At 59.3% G+C, this 21,557-nt stretch carries 18 protein-coding genes and 1 riboswitch; of the genes, 5 read left to right on the top strand and 13 right to left on the bottom strand.

Going from position 1 to position 21,557, the window contains the following annotated elements:
• Positions 1 to 177 precede the first annotated feature (177 nt).
• The 5 genes from ACR0IK_RS04940 to ACR0IK_RS04960 all read right to left on the bottom strand — a co-directional run bounded on the left by ACR0IK_RS04940 (position 178) and on the right by ACR0IK_RS04960 (position 7,565).
• Positions 178 to 819, bottom strand: coding sequence for a cell wall hydrolase (locus ACR0IK_RS04940; protein WP_480640652.1), 642 nt, complete (start codon positions 817 to 819; stop codon positions 178 to 180).
• Between the two features lie 186 nt (positions 820 to 1,005).
• Positions 1,006 to 3,546, bottom strand: a complete 2,541-nt coding sequence (locus ACR0IK_RS04945) for a putative PEP-binding protein (RefSeq protein ID WP_480640653.1) — start codon at positions 3,544 to 3,546, stop codon at positions 1,006 to 1,008.
• Between the two features lie 64 nt (positions 3,547 to 3,610).
• Positions 3,611 to 5,812 carry a glycine--tRNA ligase subunit beta gene (gene glyS / locus ACR0IK_RS04950; protein ID WP_480640654.1) on the bottom strand — a complete coding sequence of 734 codons (2,202 nt, stop codon included), beginning with the start codon at positions 5,810 to 5,812 and terminating at the stop codon, positions 3,611 to 3,613.
• 9 nt (positions 5,813 to 5,821) lie between these two features.
• On the bottom strand, positions 5,822 to 7,036 hold the full coding sequence (gene gltS / locus ACR0IK_RS04955; protein WP_480589616.1) for a sodium/glutamate symporter: 1,215 nt from the start codon (positions 7,034 to 7,036) through the stop codon (positions 5,822 to 5,824).
• 7 nt (positions 7,037 to 7,043) lie between these two features.
• Positions 7,044 to 7,565 (bottom strand): DUF6446 family protein, encoded by a 522-nt coding sequence (locus ACR0IK_RS04960; RefSeq protein ID WP_480640655.1) that lies wholly within the window; start codon positions 7,563 to 7,565, stop codon positions 7,044 to 7,046.
• Positions 7,566 to 7,656: 91 nt separating this feature from the next.
• Here ACR0IK_RS04960 and ACR0IK_RS04965 point away from each other — a divergent pair, with 91 nt between their 5' ends.
• Positions 7,657 to 8,289 (top strand): MarC family protein, encoded by a 633-nt coding sequence (locus ACR0IK_RS04965; RefSeq protein ID WP_480589614.1) that lies wholly within the window; start codon positions 7,657 to 7,659, stop codon positions 8,287 to 8,289.
• Between the two features lie 8 nt (positions 8,290 to 8,297).
• On the opposite strand, the gene ACR0IK_RS04970 is transcribed toward ACR0IK_RS04965, so the two are convergent.
• Entirely contained in the window at positions 8,298 to 9,227 is a 930-nt protein-coding gene (locus ACR0IK_RS04970) for a glycine--tRNA ligase subunit alpha (RefSeq protein WP_480640657.1), read from the bottom strand.
• A gap of 205 nt (positions 9,228 to 9,432) precedes the next feature.
• Between ACR0IK_RS04970 and ACR0IK_RS04975 the strand changes: the two genes are divergently transcribed.
• Positions 9,433 to 11,172: a serine protease gene (locus tag ACR0IK_RS04975; protein ID WP_480640658.1), complete on the top strand. Its 1,740-nt coding sequence runs from the start codon at positions 9,433 to 9,435 to the stop codon at positions 11,170 to 11,172.
• A gap of 51 nt (positions 11,173 to 11,223) precedes the next feature.
• Here ACR0IK_RS04975 and ACR0IK_RS04980 read toward each other — a convergent pair whose 3' ends face one another.
• From ACR0IK_RS04980 to metZ, 5 genes are all read right to left on the bottom strand, one after another.
• Positions 11,224 to 12,798 carry a thiamine pyrophosphate-binding protein gene (locus ACR0IK_RS04980; protein ID WP_480640660.1) on the bottom strand — a complete coding sequence of 525 codons (1,575 nt, stop codon included), beginning with the start codon at positions 12,796 to 12,798 and terminating at the stop codon, positions 11,224 to 11,226.
• On the bottom strand, positions 12,798 to 14,246 hold the full coding sequence (locus ACR0IK_RS04985; RefSeq protein ID WP_480589610.1) for a TrkH family potassium uptake protein: 1,449 nt from the start codon (positions 14,244 to 14,246) through the stop codon (positions 12,798 to 12,800). Before ACR0IK_RS04985 ends, ACR0IK_RS04980 begins: the two co-directional genes overlap by 1 nt.
• 50 nt (positions 14,247 to 14,296) lie before the next feature.
• Positions 14,297 to 15,163, bottom strand: coding sequence for a hypothetical protein (locus tag ACR0IK_RS04990; RefSeq protein ID WP_480640662.1), 867 nt, complete (start codon positions 15,161 to 15,163; stop codon positions 14,297 to 14,299).
• A gap of 272 nt (positions 15,164 to 15,435) precedes the next feature.
• The gene (gene folE2 / locus ACR0IK_RS04995; RefSeq protein WP_480589608.1) at positions 15,436 to 16,539 is read right to left on the bottom strand and encodes a GTP cyclohydrolase FolE2; all 1,104 of its coding nucleotides are present in this window, start codon (positions 16,537 to 16,539) and stop codon (positions 15,436 to 15,438) included.
• A 171-nt stretch (positions 16,540 to 16,710) separates the two neighbouring features.
• On the bottom strand, positions 16,711 to 17,901 hold the full coding sequence (gene metZ / locus ACR0IK_RS05000) for an O-succinylhomoserine sulfhydrylase (RefSeq protein ID WP_480640663.1): 1,191 nt from the start codon (positions 17,899 to 17,901) through the stop codon (positions 16,711 to 16,713).
• A 65-nt stretch (positions 17,902 to 17,966) separates the two neighbouring features.
• Positions 17,967 to 18,044, bottom strand: a riboswitch (SAM riboswitch).
• A 122-nt stretch (positions 18,045 to 18,166) separates the two neighbouring features.
• Between metZ and ACR0IK_RS05005 the strand changes: the two genes are divergently transcribed.
• The gene (locus ACR0IK_RS05005; protein WP_480640664.1) at positions 18,167 to 18,856 is read left to right on the top strand and encodes a glutathione S-transferase N-terminal domain-containing protein; all 690 of its coding nucleotides are present in this window, start codon (positions 18,167 to 18,169) and stop codon (positions 18,854 to 18,856) included.
• A gap of 48 nt (positions 18,857 to 18,904) precedes the next feature.
• Here the strand turns inward: ACR0IK_RS05005 and ACR0IK_RS05010 are convergent, their stop codons facing one another.
• Both ACR0IK_RS05010 and ACR0IK_RS05015 read right to left on the bottom strand, forming a co-directional pair.
• Complete coding sequence (locus ACR0IK_RS05010) at positions 18,905 to 19,846, bottom strand: hypothetical protein (protein WP_480589605.1); 942 nt, start codon at positions 19,844 to 19,846, stop codon at positions 18,905 to 18,907.
• A gap of 36 nt (positions 19,847 to 19,882) precedes the next feature.
• Complete coding sequence (locus tag ACR0IK_RS05015) at positions 19,883 to 20,320, bottom strand: OB-fold nucleic acid binding domain-containing protein (RefSeq protein ID WP_480640665.1); 438 nt, start codon at positions 20,318 to 20,320, stop codon at positions 19,883 to 19,885.
• Between the two features lie 127 nt (positions 20,321 to 20,447).
• On the opposite strand from ACR0IK_RS05015, the gene ACR0IK_RS05020 reads away from it, so the two are divergent.
• Together ACR0IK_RS05020 and ACR0IK_RS05025 are read left to right on the top strand one after the other, a co-directional pair.
• Positions 20,448 to 20,771, top strand: a complete 324-nt coding sequence (locus ACR0IK_RS05020) for a 2Fe-2S iron-sulfur cluster-binding protein (protein WP_170324526.1) — start codon at positions 20,448 to 20,450, stop codon at positions 20,769 to 20,771.
• A complete protein-coding gene (locus ACR0IK_RS05025; RefSeq protein WP_480589603.1) occupies positions 20,771 to 21,496 on the top strand; it encodes an FG-GAP repeat domain-containing protein in 726 nt (241 codons plus the stop codon). Before ACR0IK_RS05020 ends, ACR0IK_RS05025 begins: the two co-directional genes overlap by 1 nt.
• Positions 21,497 to 21,557: the final 61 nt, after the last annotated feature.

The following is a 21,557-nucleotide window of genomic DNA, read 5'->3' on the forward strand; positions in this document are numbered from 1 at the left end:
GAATGCGGCGTTGGGGAAAGCCAATTCGGATCAATCCACCCGTTAAGCCCTGCCCCGGCATTTCGATTCACGCCACTCTGATCGGAATTCGTGACCGCCGGCGGGTCCAGCTTGTAGGCCCACAATCAGCCGAGTTCGACAGCCCGCGCTGCTTAGATGGCAGCGCGGGAATGCCTTTTAGTTGCTCGCGGTGCGGTAGTTGTGCCTGTAGAAGATATGCACACCAATGCGCGCGGTTTCCTTGTAAACGCGCGACCACGACGGTCTCACCGCAGTGGTGTGGTAATGTGTGGCCCCTTCAGTCAGTTCCTTGGCGACGCCGTCAATTGCGGCACGCGCAACTTTGGACACACGCTCATAGGCCTTTTTTTCGCGGATCACTTCCTTGTGGCCATCACAGGTATAGGTGAACTGGCATTGATATCTTTTGCCCGTTCCCTGTTTGATCACGCCACACAGCGAATTCGGAAAACGGTTGCTTTTGACGCGGTTCAGAATGACCTCGGCCACGGCGAACTGACCGCGCACGCTTTCGCCGCGCGCTTCAAAGTACAGCGCTTCAGCCAAGCACTCAAAGTTCACGTCCCCTTTGGCCTTTGGCTGTTGGTCCAGCCAAGCCTTCGAATACGAAACTTTTACAGGCTCAAGCTCTTTGCGGGGCTTGAACAGGGTTAGATAGTCGCGAAAGTTCTGTCCGGGCAGATCGGTCCGGGTAACAAGTTCGCGTTCGGCGGTATTGGTGGCTTCCCTTTCAGCGAAAGACACACTTGGCAGCACGGTTGCCGCCAATGTGGCAGCAGCCAGTATGTATCGTAGCATCAGATAACCTCGCACAGGCACAAATCGCGCCGTACCCTCCCCCGGCGGGCGCGACGAGGCATTTAACGCAGTCTGGCCGGGACGTCCAGTTCGGAAGAAAACGCAAGTGGAAAATCGCCCGTGCGAAAAAATAATTCCGTCACAAGGTCGCCTGAAAACCACTAATCCTAGGGCATTTGGCCTGTGTCAACCCCCAAGTCTGGACGAAATCGCCAGTTGAGCGGAAGCCAGCCGAGCGACCGGCACCCGAAAGGGTGAGCATGACACATAGTCAAACCCCAGATCCCGGCAAATGGCGATTGATTCGGGGTTACCACCGTGTTCACCGCATACCGAAAGGGTAACGTTCGGCTGCGTCTGGCGCCCACGTTCGGCCCCGAGTTTCAGCAATTCTCCGACCCCGTCCGGATCGAGGACATGGAACGGATCTTCGACAAAGACACCCTGCTGCACATAGGCCGACATGAACCGGCCCGCATCGTCACGCGACAAGCCATAGGTCATCTGGGTCAGGTCGTTGGTGCCGAAACTCAGGAACGACGTGTGTGGCGCAATTTCATCAGCCCGCAGACAAGCCCGTGGCGTTTCGACCATCACACCAAGGCGATATTCAAATTCTTCTCCGCGTTCGCTGGCGACCGAGGCCGCGACCGAGTCGATACGGGATTTGACCAGTTCCACCTCTCGCTTGGCGGAAACCAGCGGGATCATCACCTCGGGCACCACGGGGGCACCGTCCTTGCTGGCCTCAAGCGTTGCCTCAAAGATTGCACGGGCCTGCATGTCGTAGATTTCAGGCACGGTTACACCCAGACGCACACCGCGCAGACCCAGCATCGGGTTGTATTCGGTCATCGCCGCCACGCGCCGTTCGACATCCGAGACCGGCAGATCCAGAGCTTCGGCCAGTTCACGCTGTCCACTGCGTGTGGTCGGCAGGAATTCGTGCAGAGGCGGGTCGAACAGGCGGATACAGACCGGCTGCCCCTCCATGATCCGGAACAATTGCACGAAATCCTCACGCTGCATCGGCAGCAGACGCTCCAGCACCGCCGCACGGCCCGAGGACGTCTGCGCAAAGATCATCTCGCGCATCACGATAAGGCGGCCGGGGTCAAAGAACATATGCTCGGTCCGGCAAAGGCCGATCCCCTGCGCCAGAAAATTCCGCGCGGTCTGCGCATCAGCCGGCGTATCCGCGTTGGCGCGGATGGCGATATCACGCTCATCATCGGCCCAGCTCATCAACGTCTGGAAACAGTCATCCAGTGCAGCTTCCAGCATGGCAGGCTGCCCCGCCAATACCTGTCCCGAGCTCCCGTCGATCGTCAGCGTGTCGCCGGTTGTGAAAACACGTCCATCAGGCGCGGTCAGCAGCTTTTCCTTGGTCTGGAACCTCATCTCGGATGCGCCGACGATACAGGGCAGACCCAATCCGCGGCCAATCACCGCCGCGTGGCTGGTCATGCCGCCCTTTTCGGTCAGCACCGCGACGGCCGCGTGCATCCCGCGCACATCCTCGGGCGCTGTCTCGCGACGCACCAGAATACAAGGCTCACCGCGCGCGGCACTGGCCTGCGCCTCGGCGGCGGTGAACACAATCTTACCAGTCGCGGCCCCCGGGCTGGCAGCGATACCCGTGGTCAAAACATCGCGGTGCGCCTCAGGGTGGACCTGCCGGTGCAGCATCTCGTTCAAAGAATGCGGATCGACCCGCATCACTGCCTCCTGCGGTGGAATGATGCCATCTTCAGCCAACCGAACTGCGATCCGCAGCGCGGCGCGCGCGCTGCGCTGCACCCGCACGCCATCCAGAATGTGTACATGGTCGTTTTCGATCACGAACTCGACCTGCATTTCCTCGCGCAGTTTGGTGCGCATCAGTGCGGCATGGGCCTTGACGTTCGCAAAGGCTTCTGGCGCCACTTCTTCCAACGACTTCCCGCGCGGATCCTTTTCCAGATAGAGCGCGGCCACACCATCGCCCAAGGCATCCCGCCCCTGACTCTGGCTCAGGTATCGGCCAGTGATCTGCGGCATTCCCGTTGTGGAATCCACCAGTTGCAATACACCCGAGCCGCATTCACCCTGCCCCACTCCTGGGATCATCTCCTGAATGACCAAGCCCAGCCCTGCATCCGCAGGTGCGCCCTTTGCCTGCCGCAGCAACCGAGCCGAGGTTCCGTCCCATGCTCGAGCCATCGACCTTAGAACGGCAATCAGTTGCTCACCCCGTTCCTGAGGGAAGGCTTCGTCAGTTTCATCCTCATAGGCCCGCAAGGACTGGCGCAACCCCTCCCTGCCATCCGCGTCGATATCATCAAATACATCAGCGTCCAGACGGGCCACATGGATGGCAAAGCTTTGGACGAAACGCAGATACAGCGCGGCAGCGGCCTCGGCCCCCATCGAATCTGACAAGTCTACGTAACGCGCGTCGTTCATGCCGATATTCAGGATAGCGCCGGGGCCGCCCCAATCGGGGTCTTCGGAACTGGGCCGCACACACAGCAGCGCTGTCTGATCGAACTGTTCAAGGATCGCCGCGATATCGGGCACATGACCCTCCGCAATCCGATGGACCGCATCAAAGGACAGCGCCACAGTTCGCGGCACCGGCAGGTCTAGGCGGACCAGACGTTGCAGGCATTTCGCTCGCCCGCCATGGGTGTTGGCGGTGACGGGCGCTTCGGACGTGATCAGAGTGGTATGTGGGTTATTCTGCACTGCGGCACCTTTTGGTTTGCACGCAGCATAAGCCCCTGCACCAATGGCGCAAGGGCGTTATAGCTTAGCCTTCGATCTTGCTGAGATCGGCCACGCTGGAGCAGACCTGCCGGATCTGGCTCAGCAGGTTCAGGCGATTGCGGCGCAGGATGTCGTTGTCGGTATTGACCTGAACATCTTCGAAAAACGCATCCACCGGACCACGCAGCGCGGCCATTGAGGACATGGCTGACGGGAAGTCTTCGGCCTTCAACGCCGCGTTAATCTCGCCCTGCGTCGCGTCCAGAGCGGCAAACAGTGCCTTTTCGCTGTCCGACTCGGCAAATTTCACATCCGCGCCATAGGAGTATTCGACGCCGTCCTTCTCTTCGGCCTGCGTCAGGATGTTGTTGGCGCGCTTGAAGCCCTGCACGAGGTTTTCGCCATCCTCGGTTGCGATCACCGCATTCAGAGCGCGGGCGCGTTTGACCAGCAGGTTGAGGTCGTCATTGCCCTCCATCGCGATGCAGGCGTCGATGATGTCGTGACGGATGCCCTCGTCTCGGAGAAAAACTTTGAGGCGGTCGTGGAAGAAAGAGAGGAGTTCTTCAGATCTTGCGTCAATAGCCCTGCCGTCTACATGTTTGGTAACAATCGCGGTTGGAGTGCCAACGTACATAGCCCCACCATCAGTTTGACTCACAAACTCATCAGCCGCTTCGTCCTTGCGGCGTTTGATCACAGAACCGATTGAAGCATTTTCTCTCTTAAACTGATTTGATTGATAATCGTGCAATTTTATCCTTAGGTCATTCTCCAAGACCGATCGAATAACCCCCAACGCTGCGCGGCGCAGCGCGAACGGGTCTTTCGACCCGGTTGGTTTCTCATCAATCGCCCAGAACCCAGTCAGCGTGTCCAGCTTGTCGGCCAGCGCCACGGTCACCGAGAGCGGCGCGGTCGGCACGTCGTCTGACGGACCAAGCGGCGAGTAATGCTCCTGCGCCACGGCGGCCACGGCGGCGTCTTCGCCTTCGGCTTCGATGTAATAGCGACCCATAAGCCCCTGAAGTTCGGGGAATTCATAGACCATCTCAGAACTCAGATCGGCCTTGGCCAGACGCGCGGCTTTCTCGGCCTGATCCGCATTTGCTCCGGTCACCGGGGCCAGTTCGCGGGCCAGCGCGGCGATGCGGTCGATCCGTTCGGCCTGTGTGCCCAGCTTGTTGTGGAAGGTGACGTTCTCCAGCGCGCGGGTCCATTGGGCGATGTCCGATTTGGCAACGCGCAGGTCGTTCTCCCAGAAGAATTTCGCATCGGCCAGACGGGCGGACAGCACCTTTTGGTTGCCAGCCAGAATGGTCGCGCCGTTGTCGGCGGTTTCGCGGTTGGCGACGGTGATGAACCGCTCGATCCGCCCGGTTTTGGGATTGCGGACCGAGAAGAATTTCTGGTGCTCTTTCATCGAGGTCTGCAGCACCTCGGGCGGCAACTCCAAAAACTCCTCGTCGATCTGCCCCATCAACACCACGGGCCATTCGACCAGACCAGCGACCTCGGCCAGCAGGCCCTTGTCGTCGACCACTTCCAGACCCGCGGCAAAGGCCATGTTCTGCGCGTCGTTCCAGATATGCTCGGCGCGGTCGCCGGGGTTCAGAACCACAAAGGCGCGCTTCAATTTGGCGGCGTAGTCGTCGAAGGACGTGACCGAAAACCGGTTCGGCGCCATGAAACGGTGGCCTGCAGTGGTGTCGCCGGATGTGATGCCATCGACCTCAAGCGGCACCACCTGCGTGCCTGTTTCGTCGGACAGGATGCACAGGATCGAATGCAACGGACGCACCCAGCGCAGCGGGCCACCGCCCCAGCGCATCGACTTGGGCCAGGGAAAGTTGCGAATGGTGGCCTCAAGCACTTCGGCCACGATCTCAGCCGCGGGGCGTCCGGCTTTTTCGATGGTGGTGAAATAGACCGCGCCTTTGGGTGTGTCGCGCTCCTCCAATTGATCGCGGGTCAGGCCAGCGCCACGCAGGAAGCCTTCGATGGCCTTGTCCGGTGCGCTAACTTTCGGCCCCTTGCGTTCCTCACGGATGGTCGGGCTTTCAGCCAGCAGCCCTTCAATCGCCAGCGTCAGGCGACGCGGCGTGGTCAGGGCGGCAGCGCCAGCATAGGTCAGGCCAGCCTCGACCAAACCGTCGGTGATCCGCTTTTTCAGGTCCTCGCCCGCGCGGGTCTGCATGCGGGCGGGGATTTCCTCGGAAAACAGTTCGATCAGCAGGTCGGGCATTTTCGGTCCTTAGAAATTGACGATCGTCTGAATGACGATGGCATTGGCGATGTCCACAAAGAATGCGGATACAAGGGGCAGCACAATAAAGGCAATAGGAGACGGGCCATATCGCTTGGTAACTGCGGTCATATTGGCAATGGCGGTCGGCGTCGCGCCCAATGCAAAGCCACCGAACCCGGCTGACAACACAGCGGCGCGATAGTTACCGCCCATCACCGGGAACAGCACCCAGATCACAAAAGCCACGGCAAATAGGGTTTGCGCGGTCATGATGACGGCTATGGCAAGACCAAGCTCGGCAATGGTCCAAAGTTGCAGACTCATCAGCGACATGGCCAGAAACGCGCCCAGTGAGAATTCCGAGATCAGCGCCAGTGACGGCGTGCGCGACACTGGCGGAGCCTTGGGCGCCAGTGCAGTGCGGATATTGGCAATGACGATGCCCATGATCAGGCAGGGCACGAACAAGGGCAGTTTCAGCCCGGTGGCTGCAATGGCCTCGCTCAGAATGTAACCAAAGATGATCGCCAGATTCAGATAGAGCAGCACGCGCATGATGGTTAGGTGATCGATCTTGGTCTCGGCCTCAGTGGCATCATCCGGCAGCCCGACCGTGTGTTCTTCGCCAGGGCGTTCCGGGGTCAGGTTTTTGCCTTCGACCAGAAAGCGGGCAATCGGCCCGCCTACCAGAGCAGCCAGCACAAGGCCCAGCGTCGCCACGGCCACGCCCAATTCGGTCGCGCCGCCAAGACCGGTCACTGCGTCGACCTCGGGGGCCCAAGCGATAGCTGTGCCGTGCCCTCCGATCAGAGAAGCTGATCCGAAGAGAACCCCGGCCTGCGCCGGGTAACCAAAGGCGACGGCGCCGACCGCACCGACGACATTCTGGGCAACGATCGTAACCAGCGTCAATATGAGAAGCAAAAACAAAGGTTTGCCGCCGGAAATCAAATCCGCAAGTCGAGCGTTCAAACCAATTCCTGCAAAGAACACAATCAGCAGAAAATCCCGCGAGGCGAGATCGAAGGTCAGCTCAAGCCCTGCCACGAGATACAGAAACAGCAACACAAGTGACGCCAGCAACCCGCCGGTGACAGGCTCGGGGATATTAAACTGACGCAGCAGCGCGACACGCGCGTTGATCTCGGCCCCAATCAGATAGACCGCAATGCCAAGCGTGGCGGTCAGAAAATTGGGAACGTGAAGCGCTGCGTCGGTCATGATAGCCTCAGTTTTCAGGCCGGGGCGGACATTCCTCGCCCACTACCGTCCCGTCATAGGCCTTTTCACCGCAATTGTTCAGTGCGTGCCAGACATAGCCCTTGCCATCCGAGGTCACGGCAACAATGCGGTCTACGCCATAATGGATATTTTTAGCCCCGATGAACGCTTGCGCCTGCCCGGATTTCAGGGCTTCTGCAATGGCCACGGCATCGTAGCAGTCAAACCAGCCCGGTGCAGTCAACGGTTCGGGGTTTTCAACTCGCCGGAATGTCGCCAGGTCCTCGGCCTTCAGATCGGTAAAAAAACACGCCCGGTACCGGATCGGAGAACTGTCAGCGTCAATCGCCTGAAACGCCGAATACGGGATTGGCTGCGGGACCTCTGCCCCTTCCACCAATATGGAAACATCCTGACCAGGCTGAGAGGGGACATCGTAGTAGAACCCATAGACCTGCAAATAATACATGCCGAAACCGGCCAAAGCCGCCGATACGACGAGGATGATTGCAAGCAGTTTTCCGGTCATCTTTTGGACATCCTGATCACGCGGCCTCTTTCAACTTCACGGGAAATGGGCCAGTTTCCAAACTGATACAGGTTGGAACGAGGTTGTTGGAATGGACATGACCCTTGCCGTTGGTTTTTTCGGCGCGCTGTTTGCGATCATGAACCCGATCACCAACCTGCCCGTATTCCTGAGCGTCACCGATGGTCTGACACCCGCCGACCAGCGCAAGGTCGCGGCGAAGACAGCGACGTACTGCCTGATCCTCGGCGCAGCTTTCGCCGCGGTCGGCAACCAGACGCTGGGCCTGTTTGGAATCAGCGTGGACGATCTGCGCGTAGCGGGTGGTCTTGTTGTTCTGATGATCGGCCTGAACATGCTGAGCGGCAAAGAAAGCACCACGCACCACGGCACCGAGGGGGAAAAACAGGACTACCCCGAACCCGCTACGGTTGCCTTCTACCCGTTGGCCTTCCCCATTTTGGTGGGGCCCGGCACGATCACGACGCTGATCCTTTATGCTCACCATATTTCCAAGCCCATGGATGCCATCATCTATGCAAGCGTCTTCGTGGCAGTTCTGTTTCTGCTGTTCATCACATTCTGGAACGCGTCTGCTTTGGCCAAGCGATTGTCGAGCAATGCGCGCGTTATCATGAGCCGCTTCATGGGCATGATCCTGTCGGCCATCGCTATCAGCATGATCGCGGACGGCCTGAAAGTGCTGTTGCCCGGTTTGGCATGAACGCCCCATCAGGCCTCGAACCCGGCGGCCTCGGTCACCAGAAACGCGTCGGCGCATTGTTTGGCCAGCGCCCGTACTCGACCGATATAGGCCTGCCGTTCGGTCACTGAGATCACGCCACGGGCGTCCAGCAGGTTAAAGACATGGCTCGCTTTAATACACTGATCATAAGCCGGGTGCGCCATAACGATGCGTTTACCGGTTTTCGGATCGTCATGTTCCTGCGCCAGAATGGCAGCGCACTCGGTCTCAGCCTCTTCGAAATGGCGCAGCAGAACTTCGGTGTTGGCCACGTCAAAGTTCCAACGGGCGTATTCCTCTTCGGTTTGTTTGAAGATGTCGCCGTAGCTCAGCGGGCTGGGTGACTGCGGGTCGTTGAAGGGCATGTCCATCACGTGATCGATGCCCAAGACATACATCGCCAGTCGTTCCAGACCATAGGTCAACTCGCCCGAAACCGGTGCACAGTCATGGCCGCCAACCTGCTGGAAATAGGTGAATTGGCTAACTTCCATGCCGTCACACCAGACTTCCCAACCCAGCCCCCATGCACCCAAAGTAGGGCTTTCCCAGTCATCCTCGACAAAGCGGATGTCATGCAGGTTCATGTCGATACCGATGGCCTCGAGGCTGCCCAAATACAGTTCCTGCAGGTCCGGCGGGCTGGGTTTGATCAGCACCTGATACTGATAATAGTGCTGCAACCGGTTCGGGTTCTCGCCATACCGTCCATCGGTCGGACGACGCGACGGCTGCACATAGGCTGCAGCCCACGCCTTGGACCCCAAAGCACGCAGCGTGGTCGCCGGGTGAAACGTCCCTGCCCCAACCTCCATGTCGTAAGGCTGTAGAATGGCGCAGCCTTTCGAGGCCCAATAGGACTGAAGGCGCAGGATAATTTCTTGAAAAGAACGTGGTGCGCTGGACGGTTCGGTCATGACATTCCCTTTGGGCGCGCATGCGCCCGGTTCCGGTCGGTTTTGTCCTTCCTATGCAAGGGGCCAAGGAGCGTCAACGGGCCAATCGGGTCTGGCTGTCACTGCACAGCCACACTGGAAAATCCCCGTACTCCAGGCATGGCATTCCGCGCCTCAAATCGCGTAATCTGCGGCAAAGCCAAAACACCGCGGATACGGGCAGACAATGACACGAGTAATCACTGTAATTTTGTTTCTTTTTCTCTTCGGCACGCGCGCCGTTTTTGCACAGCAGGAGGCGGGCGTCTGGGTACAGGTCGAAGCCCGACCGTCGCTGCGCCAGGCGCAGGAGCGCGCGCAGGCCTATGCGAGTGTGTTGCCCGATGTGAACGGGTTCCGCTTGAACTCTGGCTGGTATGCCATTGTTATCGGGCCCTATTTGCGCAGCGACGCCGAACAGGTCCTGCGCGTTTACCGGGCTGAAGGACAAATCCCGGCGGACAGCTACATCGCGTTTTCAAATTCTCTGGGACAGCAGTTCTGGCCCATTGGTTCGAGCTCTCTGAATCAGGATGCAGTGACCCCGCCCGTTGAGCCCACACCACAACCTGACCAATCCACCGCCGGTCTGACGCCTCAGCCCTCAGATGAGACACGGTCGCAGGCGCTTCAATCCGAACGTCTGCTGACCGCGCAAGAGCGTAAGGATCTGCAAACCGCCCTGCAAGCCGCCGGATTTTATAGTTCGACCATCGATGGCGCGTTTGGTGCAGGCACCCGGCGTTCGATGGGGAACTGGCAGAGTTTTAATGGCTATGAGCCCACCGGTGTCCTGACAACGGCACAGCGCGAGGTGCTAATGGATGACTATAACGCCCCGCTGATAAGCGTCGGCATGGAACGTCACTCGGACACGCAGGCGGGCATTGAACTGGACCTGCCGCTGGGTGTCATCGCCTTTGACCGTTATGAAGCGCCCTTTGCGCATTTCAATGGCACCACTGATATGGACGCCAAGGCGTTGCTGATAAGCCACAAAGGCGACAAGGCCACACTGCGCGCACTCTATGAAGTGATGCAATCGCTGGAGATTGTACCTCTGGACGGTCCGCGGCAACTGCGTGGTGACCGTTTCACGCTGGAAGGTCGCGGTAACGGGATCGTATCCTATACCGAAGCAGCGCTGAAAGACGACCAGATTAAGGGCTTTACGCTGGTCTGGCCCGAGGGTGATGAGGCCCGTCGCGCGCGGGTCCTGGCCGCAATCAAGGCCAGCTTCACCACAAATGACGCCGTTCTGGACGCCGGTGTCGGTGCGGAAGCCGATCAGAGGATCGATCTGATTTCGGGCCTGCAGGTGCGCAAACCTCGTCTGTCCCGGTCCGGTTTCTTTACCGATGCAGACGGCACGGTCCTGACCGTTTCCGAGGCCACGGATAGTTGTACCCGGATCACGCTCAACGACGACCAAGAGGTTCAGGTGGCCTGGGCAGATCCCGATCTTGGCGTAGCTGTGCTGCGCCCCCGCCGCAACCTCGTGCCGATCGGCATTGCCGAATTCAGCGCCGCCAAACCGCGCATTCAGTCCGAGGTCGCGGTTTCCGGCTTCTCATATGAAGGCGCGTTGGGCGCTCCGACGCTAACCTACGGCCAGATCACCGATGTGCGAGGCCTGAATGGCGAAGACGGTGTGAAACGTCTGGCATTGGCGGCACAACCCGGTGACGCGGGCGGTCCGGTCTTCGACGACAGCGGACAGGTTGTTGGAATGCTGTTGCCCACCCCGTCCGAGGGGCGCACCCTGCCAGCTTCGGTCAGTTTGGCCGCAACCGTGGATCGGCTGAACGCGGTTCTGGAAAAGGCCGGTGTATCCGGTCAACCCGGCCAGTCCACTGCGGAAATATCACCCAATGAACTCAGCCGACGGGCCAACGGGATGACCGTTCTGGTGCATTGCTGGGACTAGGTTGATCTCTGAAAAACAAAGAACGCCGCCCCTTCGCGCGGCGTTTTTTGTCTAGGTGATATCCGGAGTCACCCGGATCAACGTCGGAACAGGCGCGTGAAACGCGGCTCGTACGGCCGCCTGCATCTCTTCCAAGTTTACCGGCGCGGCGGACAAGGCCCCAAAGGCCTCGGCCAGTTTGCAGAAATCGGGATTGCGGGCCACTACCGCATTCGGGGCAATCTGGCTGCGGACCATGCTGTCTTCTATCTCTTTCAGCTTGGCGTTGTCCCACAGGATGATGGGAAGAGACAGGCCCAACTCGACCGCCGCACCAAGCTCCATCATCGTGTAGTGAAACCCGTAGTCCCCCGCGATCACAGCCGTGGGTTTGCCCCGACGCGCGACCGCTCCTCCGATACCTGCGGGCAGCGCATAGCCCAGCGTGCCGAACCCGGTCGGGTGGTGCCAGTGATAGGGATAGGCCATGTCCCAGACCTCTTTCGCGACATAGGCAAACTGGGTCATGTCGGAATAGATCATCGTGTCTGCTGGCATTGCCTCGCGCAGGGCATCCAGCACAGGTACGATCCCCGGACGTTCGGCATCGGATTCCGTCCGCCAGCGTTTGCGGGCCTCGGCTACCTCTTCGGGCCTCCAGCCCGTCGCCGGTTTCACGGCGTCAATCGCAGCCCAGAGAGCATGGGCAAAGCTTTCGCCATCGACCTGCAGCTTGATCCCCGCGCGGTGACGATCGGACAGAACCTGCGGATCCAGATCAACCCGCACCAGATGAGAGGTATGACCCAGCGTGTTGCGCCACAGATCAACCTCCCCCAGTTCCGCGCCCACTGCGACCACAAGATCGGCCGAACCGATCACATCAGCACTGCCCGGGCGCGGCAGCGTAGCACCGAAATCCAGCGCATAACCCTGCCCCGCCATCCCGCGACCGGCATAAGTGGTGAAACACGCGGCCCCCAACTGGGTCAGTATCTGCCGCCACAGATTGGACCGCGCCCCGCCCCCCAGAATGAACAGCGGCCGCTTCGAGATATTCAGAAAGGACATAAGCGGCGCCAGATCAGGCGGCACCGCTTTGGATCGTAAACCGGGTTGATTTGGAAACGGTGCCGGGTCGGCCTCGGCCTCAAGCTGTGCGATTGGTATCTGAATATGCTTGGGGCGCGGGCGGGAGAGTTCGAACTCCTCAAAGGCGCGCTCGACCAGCCCATAGGCCGCCTGTGCCGTGTTTGCCTGTCGGGACCAGTCCGTCACGGTTTCGGCAGCACCGCGCTGATCCTTCATCTGGTGCAACTGGCCCTGCGTTGCGCCTGTCTCTTCCAAACAGGATGACATCACCAGCATCGGCACCGAGTCCGTATAGGCCTGCCCCATCGGCGTCATGATGTTGCACAGCCCCGGCCCGGTGATCACATATGCGACACCCGGTTTGCCGGTTGCACGGGCATAACCATCAGCCATGAACCCGGCCCCCTGCTCGTGACGGGCCAGAACATGCGTGATGCCCGCTTCTTCGATGCCCCGGTACATTTCCTGATTGTGCACGCCCGGGATACCAAAAATCACATCAACACCCCTGTCTTTCAACATATGCGAAATCTGGGCACCCAGAGGTCTTCTCATCAACTTCTCCAGAATTGGACAGTAAACAGCGCGTAGACGGCCAGCAGTTCCAGCCGCCCGACCAGCATACCGATGGATAGCAACCACTTGGCCGTATCGCTCAGCCCGGCAAAGTTGCCCGCAGGACCGATCTGATTCCCCAGCCCCGGCCCTACATTGGCGAGCGCCGTCGCCGCGCCCGAGACGGAAGTGATGAAGTCCAGACCCGTCAATGCCAGCGCCCAGGCCAGCACGCCCATCGAGAGCACGAAGAACATGAAAAAGCTCATCACCGAGCTCAGAACATCCGGCCCGATTGTACGCCCGTCATAGCGCGGGTTGAACACACCATGCGGCGACCGGATACGGCTGATCTGGGTTTTGATCGAGGCGAACAGCAACTGATAGCGGAAGATCTTGATTGAACAGGCGGTCGATCCCGCGCATCCCCCAATCAGCCCGATCAGAAAGAACAGCATGACCGGGAAATTGCCCCAGGTCATATAGTTGACGCTGGCATAGCCCGTACCGGAAATGATCGAGGTGATGTTGAACAGCGACTCTCGGAACGCCTGCTCCCAATGATGCGGAAAGACCGAGATCAGGAATACTGCCATGACAAGGACAAGCACCAGGATCGTCGCCAGAAAGGTCTTGATCTGACTGTCTTGCCATAGAGAGTTCGTATTGCCGTTGGCGAACTGAACGTATCGCACGAACGGCAGCGCAGCGAGGATCATGAAGACCGCAGCCGCGTATTCGGTTGGTCCTGAAAACACCGCAAAGGAGGAATCGTAATTCGCAAACCCGCCTGTGGCGATGGTGGTCATCGCGTGCACGACGGCGTCGAAAAAGCTCATCCCCAGACCGGCATAGACCAAGCCGCAGACTAAAGTCAGAAAAACGTAGATCAGGGATATCTGGCCCGCGATCTCTTGCGCGCGCGGCAGGATTTTCCCCATGGTTTCAAACCCTTCCGAGCGGAAGATTTGCATACCGCCCACCCGAAGTTCGGGCAGGAACACCATGGCGACAACAATGATGCCAATCCCGCCCAGCCATTGCAGCACGCCGCGCCACAGCAGCAGACCTTGTGGCAAGTCATCGAGACCGGATATGACGGTCGAACCGGTGGTGGTCAGCCCTGACATCGCCTCGAAATAGGCATCGACAAAGCGCAGTTCTGTCTCACCGAACAAAAACGGGATGGCACCAAAAAGCGGCAGCGCCACCCAGACGCCGGTGGTCAGCAAAAAGGTCTGACGGATCGTCAGACCTTCGCCCACCCCGTTCGAACAGCTGATGGACAGGACAACACCCGTCAGCATGGTGATGACGCCGCTCTCCAGAAATACGTGCCATTCGCCCCGGCCTTCAATGAGATCCGCAAGCATGGGCAGCAGCATGGTCGCCCCAAGAATGGCGACCAACAGGCCAATCACATATCCAACCGGGCGCATGTCCGTCATGAGGCGCAGCGTTGGCGCGCCTGCACGACCGTGTCAAGCGGATGTCCCGTTTACTCGTCCGTTTTACTGGCGGGTGTGGGCATCGAGGGCGGCTTCGAAGGCGCACGCGTCCGGCGCTGAGGCGCTACCGGCGTGGTGGCTTCTGTCTTGGGCGCGACCGGTTTGACCTCAGCCTCAGCGGTGGCAGGTTTGGCATCAGGTGCAGCGGTTTGGGCCACAGGTGCAGCAGGTTTTGCCGCAGGCGCAACCGGCTCGGCAATCTCAGCCTTCGGGACTTCGGTTTTCGCGGCCTGTGCCTTGGGTGCCACGGGCTTGGCGGCAGCTTTAGGGGCCGCAGGTTTAGGCGATGCCGCTTTTACCGGAGCCTTAGCCGCTGCGGGTTTAGCAGCCGTTTTGGCCGTGGCGGGCTCGGGCGTCTGTGCCTTGGGTGCGGGCTTGGCGGCCGCGGGCTTCGCAGTAGCCGTTCCGCGGGTGCGCGCCTGGGACTTGGGCGCGGCAGCTGCAGGTTTGGCCTCTTGCGGTATTGCTGCGTCAGCGGGCTTTGATACTGCCGGTTCAGCCGTTGCCTTGGCTGGGGCGGCCGCCTTCTTGGCCGAAGCGGTCGCTTTTTTGGCCGCGGCAGGTTTAGGCGATTCGCCCTTTGGCGTCACAGCCGCCTTGGCCCGCGCGACCGGCTTGGCCTTTGGTGCTGCCGCCAGTTTGGGCGTGGCTGTGGCTGTTTTGGACTTGAATTCCGGCTTTGCAGCTGCTGGCGCTGGACGTGCGGACGACGCGTGCAAGGCATGTACAGGTGCAAACGGCAACTCCATGGCGGAGGTGGCCAGAATTTGCATGATCTTCAGTTGGTTGCTAACCGCGTAGCCGGCCATACGAATGGCCGCCGCCTGAAATTCCAGCGGCTGGGTAATCGGATTCATTAGTCGTTTCTCCTGTGAAAGCGATGCAACCTTCAAAAAGAAGCACCCTGCTCCGCCCTGATGTCTCGGGCAGATTGCTAAGGCTTGAAGTCCCGGGGCGTCTCACGTCTCGGCTTCCTCTCAGTGTGGCGAAACGGTTCGAAAACGCGTGTGCCACGGCTGCAATCTCCCTTACTCTACGTCAAAGGAAGTGCTGCCGCAGCAATTTTCGCTGCGGTGCGGCAAAAATTCGCCATTTGTCTGATTTCGAGACTTCAAGTGCGCCTTCTCAGTCACCCGATGTGAAAGAGGGTCGAGAACAGGCGCGGGTCCAGGCTGGCCGAGACAAAGGTCGGGCCTTCGGTCAGAACCGACACTGCATCATGGCTGTGCAGGCTTTCCTGATGGCTGGCCACCACACGGAAATCACCAACATGGTGGTCGGCCTGAAGCTCGGCACAGAACAGGCGGGCGGCATCCTCGACAAAGATCGGGTTGGCTGCGTTCAACTCGGCAAAGGCCTGTTCGTCTTCGCGCTTGACCATCACCTGTGTTTCCGTCGGTACCGCACGACGACAAAGCGCGATCAGGTCCTCGAACCACAGACAGTCCGCGTCACAATCGACAACGACCGAAATACGCGCAACAGACCGCTGCGAATGCGGCGTCGCCAACTGACCACGCGTGGACCGTGCGTGTTCGCTAAGTTCCAGTGAGCAAGGACAGGTCGAGGAATAAACGTAGTCAAGATGCATGATCTTCTGACGCACACCCTTCTGTTCAACCAGTTCCAGTGCGATGTCGTAATACTGGTATCCCTCCAGACCCGAGCGCAGGCTTTTGACGCGATCCGGGTAGGAGAACCGCATCTGGATACGCGCATCAAAACTATCCAGATCGGTCATATAGTCATTCAGCGCAGCCTCCATGACCTCAAAACTGAACGTGCGCTCGGCATGTTTGTAGAACGAACGCATGATCCGGGACATGTTGATGCCCTTTTTTTCAGCCTCGAGGCTGACCGTGCCGGTAACGGATGTTTCCAGCGTAAGGTCGTCACCATGCTTACGGTGGAATCGGATCGGCAGGCGAAAGTTCGAGATGCCCACATGCTGAATCTGCTGTTTGGCCCCGCGGATCAGGCTGGACGGGCCGTTCTGCAGATCCGGCAATGTCGCACGATAGGCGTCGTCGGCCTCAAACCCTTCCGGGTACTCCCGCGAAAGCGACGGGTAATTCGTTGGAGCCAGCCCCGGCACAAGGCGCGCGATGGCGGGATCAAGCTGGCTGATCTCGGCTTCGGTCGCGGTTTCGGCCCACTTGCGCAGTGTTTTCAGCGCGGCGGCGGCCTCATCATGGTCAGGTGCGTCATCAATGCTGCGGGGGTGCACGTTCATCGATCGGGGCTCCTCGGGTTGGTCGCCGGACTATATACAGGTTCGGCGCGTTTTCCAGTGTAACTGTATACGCGCCGAAACACAGCCCGGATCGAATTTCCGCAAGGGACACGTGAATTTGCGCCCCTACGGTCGGATTCGACCCCGGGTATAGCTGGATATAGACTGGTCTCAGCGCTGGGAAACGTCCAATGCGCGCTTAATATCGGCAAGCAGGTCGCCTGTGTCCTCCAGCCCGATGGACAGGCGGATCAATCCCGGCGTGATGCCCAGTTCATCTTTCTGTTCATCGCTTAGCCGCTGATGCGTCGTTGTGGCCGGGTGCGTCACTATCGACTTGGCATCGCCCAGGTTGTTCGAGATCACCGGGATTGTTAGGGCATTCAGAAACGCAAACGCCGCGCCCTTTCCGCCCTTGATGTCCAACGACAGTACCGTACCACCCTTGCCACCCAGCTGCGTCTGAACCAGCGTATTCTGCGCGTGGGTTTTCAGCCCCGGATACAGAGTCCGCTCCAGCGCAGGGTGACCTTCCAATGCTTCGGCCACGATCTGAGCCGTCTCGGCCTGTGCGTTGACCCGCAGGGCCATCGTCTCCAGCCCCTTCAGCATGATCCAGGCGTTGAACGGGCTGAGCGCACCGCCGGTATGTTTCATATACGGTTCGACTGTGCCGCGGATGAATTCCTTGGTGCCGATGATGACACCGCCAAGCGCGCGCCCCTGCCCGTCGATATGCTTGGTCGCAGAATAGACAACCACATCGGCCCCCTGCTCGATCGCGCGCGAGAAGACCGGGGTGGAAAAGACGTTGTCGACAACCACCAGCGCCCCGACCGCATGGGCCAGCATGGAAACGGCGGCAATGTCGATCACCTCGAGCGTCGGATTCGACATGGATTCAAAGAACACCGCCTTGGTGTCCGGGCGGATCGCCGCTTTCCACGCGCCCAGATCGGTGCCGTCGACAAAGGTGACCTCAACGCCATAGCGGGTCAGGATGTTTTCCAGAATATACAGGCACGACCCGAACAGCGCCTTGGCGGACACGACGTGATCGCCCGCCTTCAGGATCGAGGTCAGCGCACCATTAACAGCCGCCATGCCCGACGCTGCAGCAAAAGCGTCTTCGCCCCCTTCAAGCGCAGCGATGCGCTGTTCAAACATCGAAACCGTCGGGTTGCCGTAACGGGCATAGATGAACTCATCCGGGCCGGTCTCGATGAACCGGGCCTCGGCCTGTTCGGCGTTTTCATAGACGAAGCCCTGCGTCAGAAAGATCGCCTCAGACACCTCGTTATATTGGCTGCGACGGATGCCGCCGTGGACGGCTTGGGTGCGTTTGTTCCAGCTCTCGCTCATGTCATTCCTCTCGACCCTTGTCTGGCAAGGGCATCAAAAAAACCCCAGACGCGGTCAAGCGAAAGGGGCCTTTCATCCTGACCTTTTAGCGGTGTTGTTTAGCGTGGCCCGCAATCCGGTAACAAATCGCCACGTAGCTTCTGCGACGCAAATACGCCGCGCGCACTTGGCCGTCAAGCCCGGTCGCCGCGCTGTCACGCTTTCGTAACACCCTCTTGCCGATTACGCAGAATACCGCATGATCCTCTCAACCTGAGGAGGCACCATGATCGATCTGTATTTCTGGCCCACGCCGAATGGCTGGAAGGCATCCATCGCTTTGGAGGAGATGGAGCTGCCCTACACCACCCACCTGATCAATATCGGCAAAGGCGATCAGTTCGACCCCGAGTTTCTGAAGATTTCCCCCAACAACCGGATGCCCGCCATCGTTGACCCCGATGGCCCGGATGGCGCGCCTGTCTCGGTCTTCGAAAGCGGCGCGATCCTGATTTATCTGGCGCGCAAGACCGGGCTGTTTTACGGTAAAACCGAGCGCCACCGGATCGCCGTCGAAGAATGGCTGATGTGGCAGATGGGCGGCGTCGGTCCAATGGCCGGTCAGGCGCACCACTTCCTGAAATACGCTCCGCAACTGGACCCGCCGCAGGACCTGCCCTACGCCCAAGACCGCTACCGTGCCGAGGTCGGACGTCTTTACGGCGTGCTCGACCGACGACTGGCCGAGAACGAATACGTCGCGGGCGATTTCTATTCCATCGCCGACATATCGATCTGGGGCTGGGCCAGCCTGTGGGAGGGCCAACAACAGGTATTGGACGACAAACCCCACTTCACCCGCTGGCTGGAGACAGTCAGTGCCCGCCCGGCAGTACAGGCAGGACGCGCCCTACACGCCGAGTTGCGCGGGGATCATCGGGGTAGGCAGGAACAGGGGGTGTTGTTTAGGCGGTGAACTTTCCAGATACTCTGACTTAGACGCTCGCTTTGTCGTTGGAACAGGCTACCGCTGCGCCCCCGGAGGGTCCTCGTTGAATTGCTCGAAGAACCGGGCCAATCCGACCAGCGGCGTAATGTAAGGCAAGTCCACCAAAGCGACCGAAGGCCGCCCCTCTGACCGTTCCAACCTGCTATACATATGATCTGCACCGAATTCCTGCAGCCAAAAGCCAAGATCTTCATAGAAGTTACGGCGACTTTTTACTACGCACGTTTCACAAATCGCGCCTTGCCCGGCTGGCCGCACGGTCAGACGTTCAACGTCCACGCGGGCTTCACCCTCGATCGTATAATAACTTGAGATCACCTGAGTGGTTTCACCTTCCTGTTCGATCTTGCATTTATAAAGAAACTCTTCTCTCTCAGGGTCCAAGGTGCCCGGGTTAACCGTGTTTATGATTGAGGAAACCGTGAACAGCCCGTCATTGCCCACCGGGGCGGTTTTGTATTTCCCATCAAAACTGTCCGGAGTTGTTTTTAGGGTTTGGAACGCCCGGTCCGCTGTCATGTCGTATCGGATGCGTGACTTCCACTCACGCAGCCCGAGTGGAACGTTAATTAAGGTCGCGGGCAACCAGTTCAGGCCCAACCACAGGAATATATTGCCAAAGACGACTCCGAATATGAGCCATGCCGTAATTGCACCACGATTAGCAGTTGGCGCCAGTTCAGGTATCGCTTCTGTGACCGGCAGGAACATCAGCACGAACCCGAAGACAAACGCGGTCGTCACTGTTTCCCACCACACCCGAGGGTAAACCAGCACTAGGCCCAGAATAATCGACGTGCAGATAACGGCGACACCGGCACTTGCAGCTGGGCTTTCAAGCAATGCGGATGGGCCGAACAATTGCCAACCAATGGCCCATGGCACGAACAGTAAAATCAGACTGGTGACTATCAACCGCCGCAAACGGTAAATGCGGTACAAATATTTGTTTTGCATAAATTAACATCCCTGAATTGTACTTTCAGAATGCACTCAACTTTGGCGAAATAGTGACGGCGCAGGAGTTTCATGCCACCTGCGCGCAGAGTTGTACCCGGATTTTGCCGCACCCCGCACCAGTATATCCAGCATCCCCGAGATATCCTCGATCTCTTCCGCGATCACATGGGTCACCGAATGCGCCCGCTGCATCCGGCCGGTGACCTTCAGCAACCGCCCCGAGATCACCGCGCGGCGGAATTGTTCATAGATCTTGCGCCAGACCACCACGTTTACGATTCCGGTCTCGTCCTCAAGCGTGACGAATATCACCCCTTTGGCCGTCCCCGGCCTTTGTCGCAAAACCACCAGCCCCGCCACCGTCACGCGCGCGCCCTCGGGCGGGTCGTCCAGCCTGTCAGAAGTTAAACAGGAAGGCGGGCGCGGCCAGTCCCGGTTTGAAACCGTAGGGCGAACAGGGGTAACAAGCATAAGAACAAAGATAGAACAAACGGCGGGAAAGTCCAGACGCGGCGTGATGAGTCGCAAATGAGGCTGGAAAGACCTAAATGCCTTCACTAAGGAAGACTCCGACAATCGAAAAAGGAAGACGCACGCAATGGCAAAGATCACCTATGTCGAGCACAGCGGTACCGAGCATACAGTCGAGGTCGCCAACGGACTGACCGTCATGGAAGGCGCCCGTGACAACAACATCCCCGGCATCGAGGCCGATTGCGGCGGCGCCTGCGCCTGCTCGACCTGCCATGTCTACCTCCACCCCGATTGGGTAGAGAAGGTTCCGGCCAAGGACGACATGGAAGAGGACATGCTGGACTTCGCTTATGAGCCCGACCCAGCGCGTTCACGCCTGACCTGCCAGATCAAGGTCACGGATGAGCTGGACGGTCTGGTGGTCCAGATGCCCGAAAAGCAGATCTAATGACGCCCCGGCCGGTCGCCGCACTAGCAATCGCCCTCTGCGTTTGTCCCATTGCGGCCCGGCCCCAGCAAATCTGGCAAAACGAGCCGTTAGTTTCGGCGGAATACTCCGAGCCTACGGCGCGTTACCCGCATTGGGTTCTCGGCGATCAGATTGAATATGGTGCGCTGGTTCTGCAATACCTGCCCGGATGGGCTGAATATACGATCCGGCTGCCCGAAGAACGAGTTTTTGAAGACATCAATCCACGTCTCGTCGATATAGACAATGACGGCAAGCGCGAAGCCATGGTGGTCGAAAGCCACCGCGACAAGGGTGCACGGCTTGCGATCTATAATGGCGGTGGCCTAGTTGCCGCAACGCCTTACATCGGCACCCGATTTCGCTGGCTCGCGCCCGTTGGCGCAGCGGATCTGGACGGCGATGGCTTCGTAGAGGTCGCCTATATCGACCGACCCCACCTTGCGAAGACCCTGCGCATCTGGCGTTTCAAGGATGGCGACCTGACCGAGATCGCCGCTTTGCCCGGCCTGACCAACCATCGCATCGGCGAAGACTTCATCACCGGCGGGATCCGAGATTGCGGACTAGGCCCTGAACTCATTGTCGCCAGCGGTGATTGGAATGACATCGTGAGTGTGCATTTCGCTGAAGGCTGGCGACGGACCGAATTAGGCCCCTTCTCAGCTGACGCAATGAACCGAGTAATAGCCTGCTCCCGCTAAGCCCAACCGCAGCCCGCGCCAGCGGGCTGCCCGGCCCAAGGCCTTTGACGTCGCATCTTTG

This window comes from Ruegeria sp. BF7, assembly GCF_056538605.1.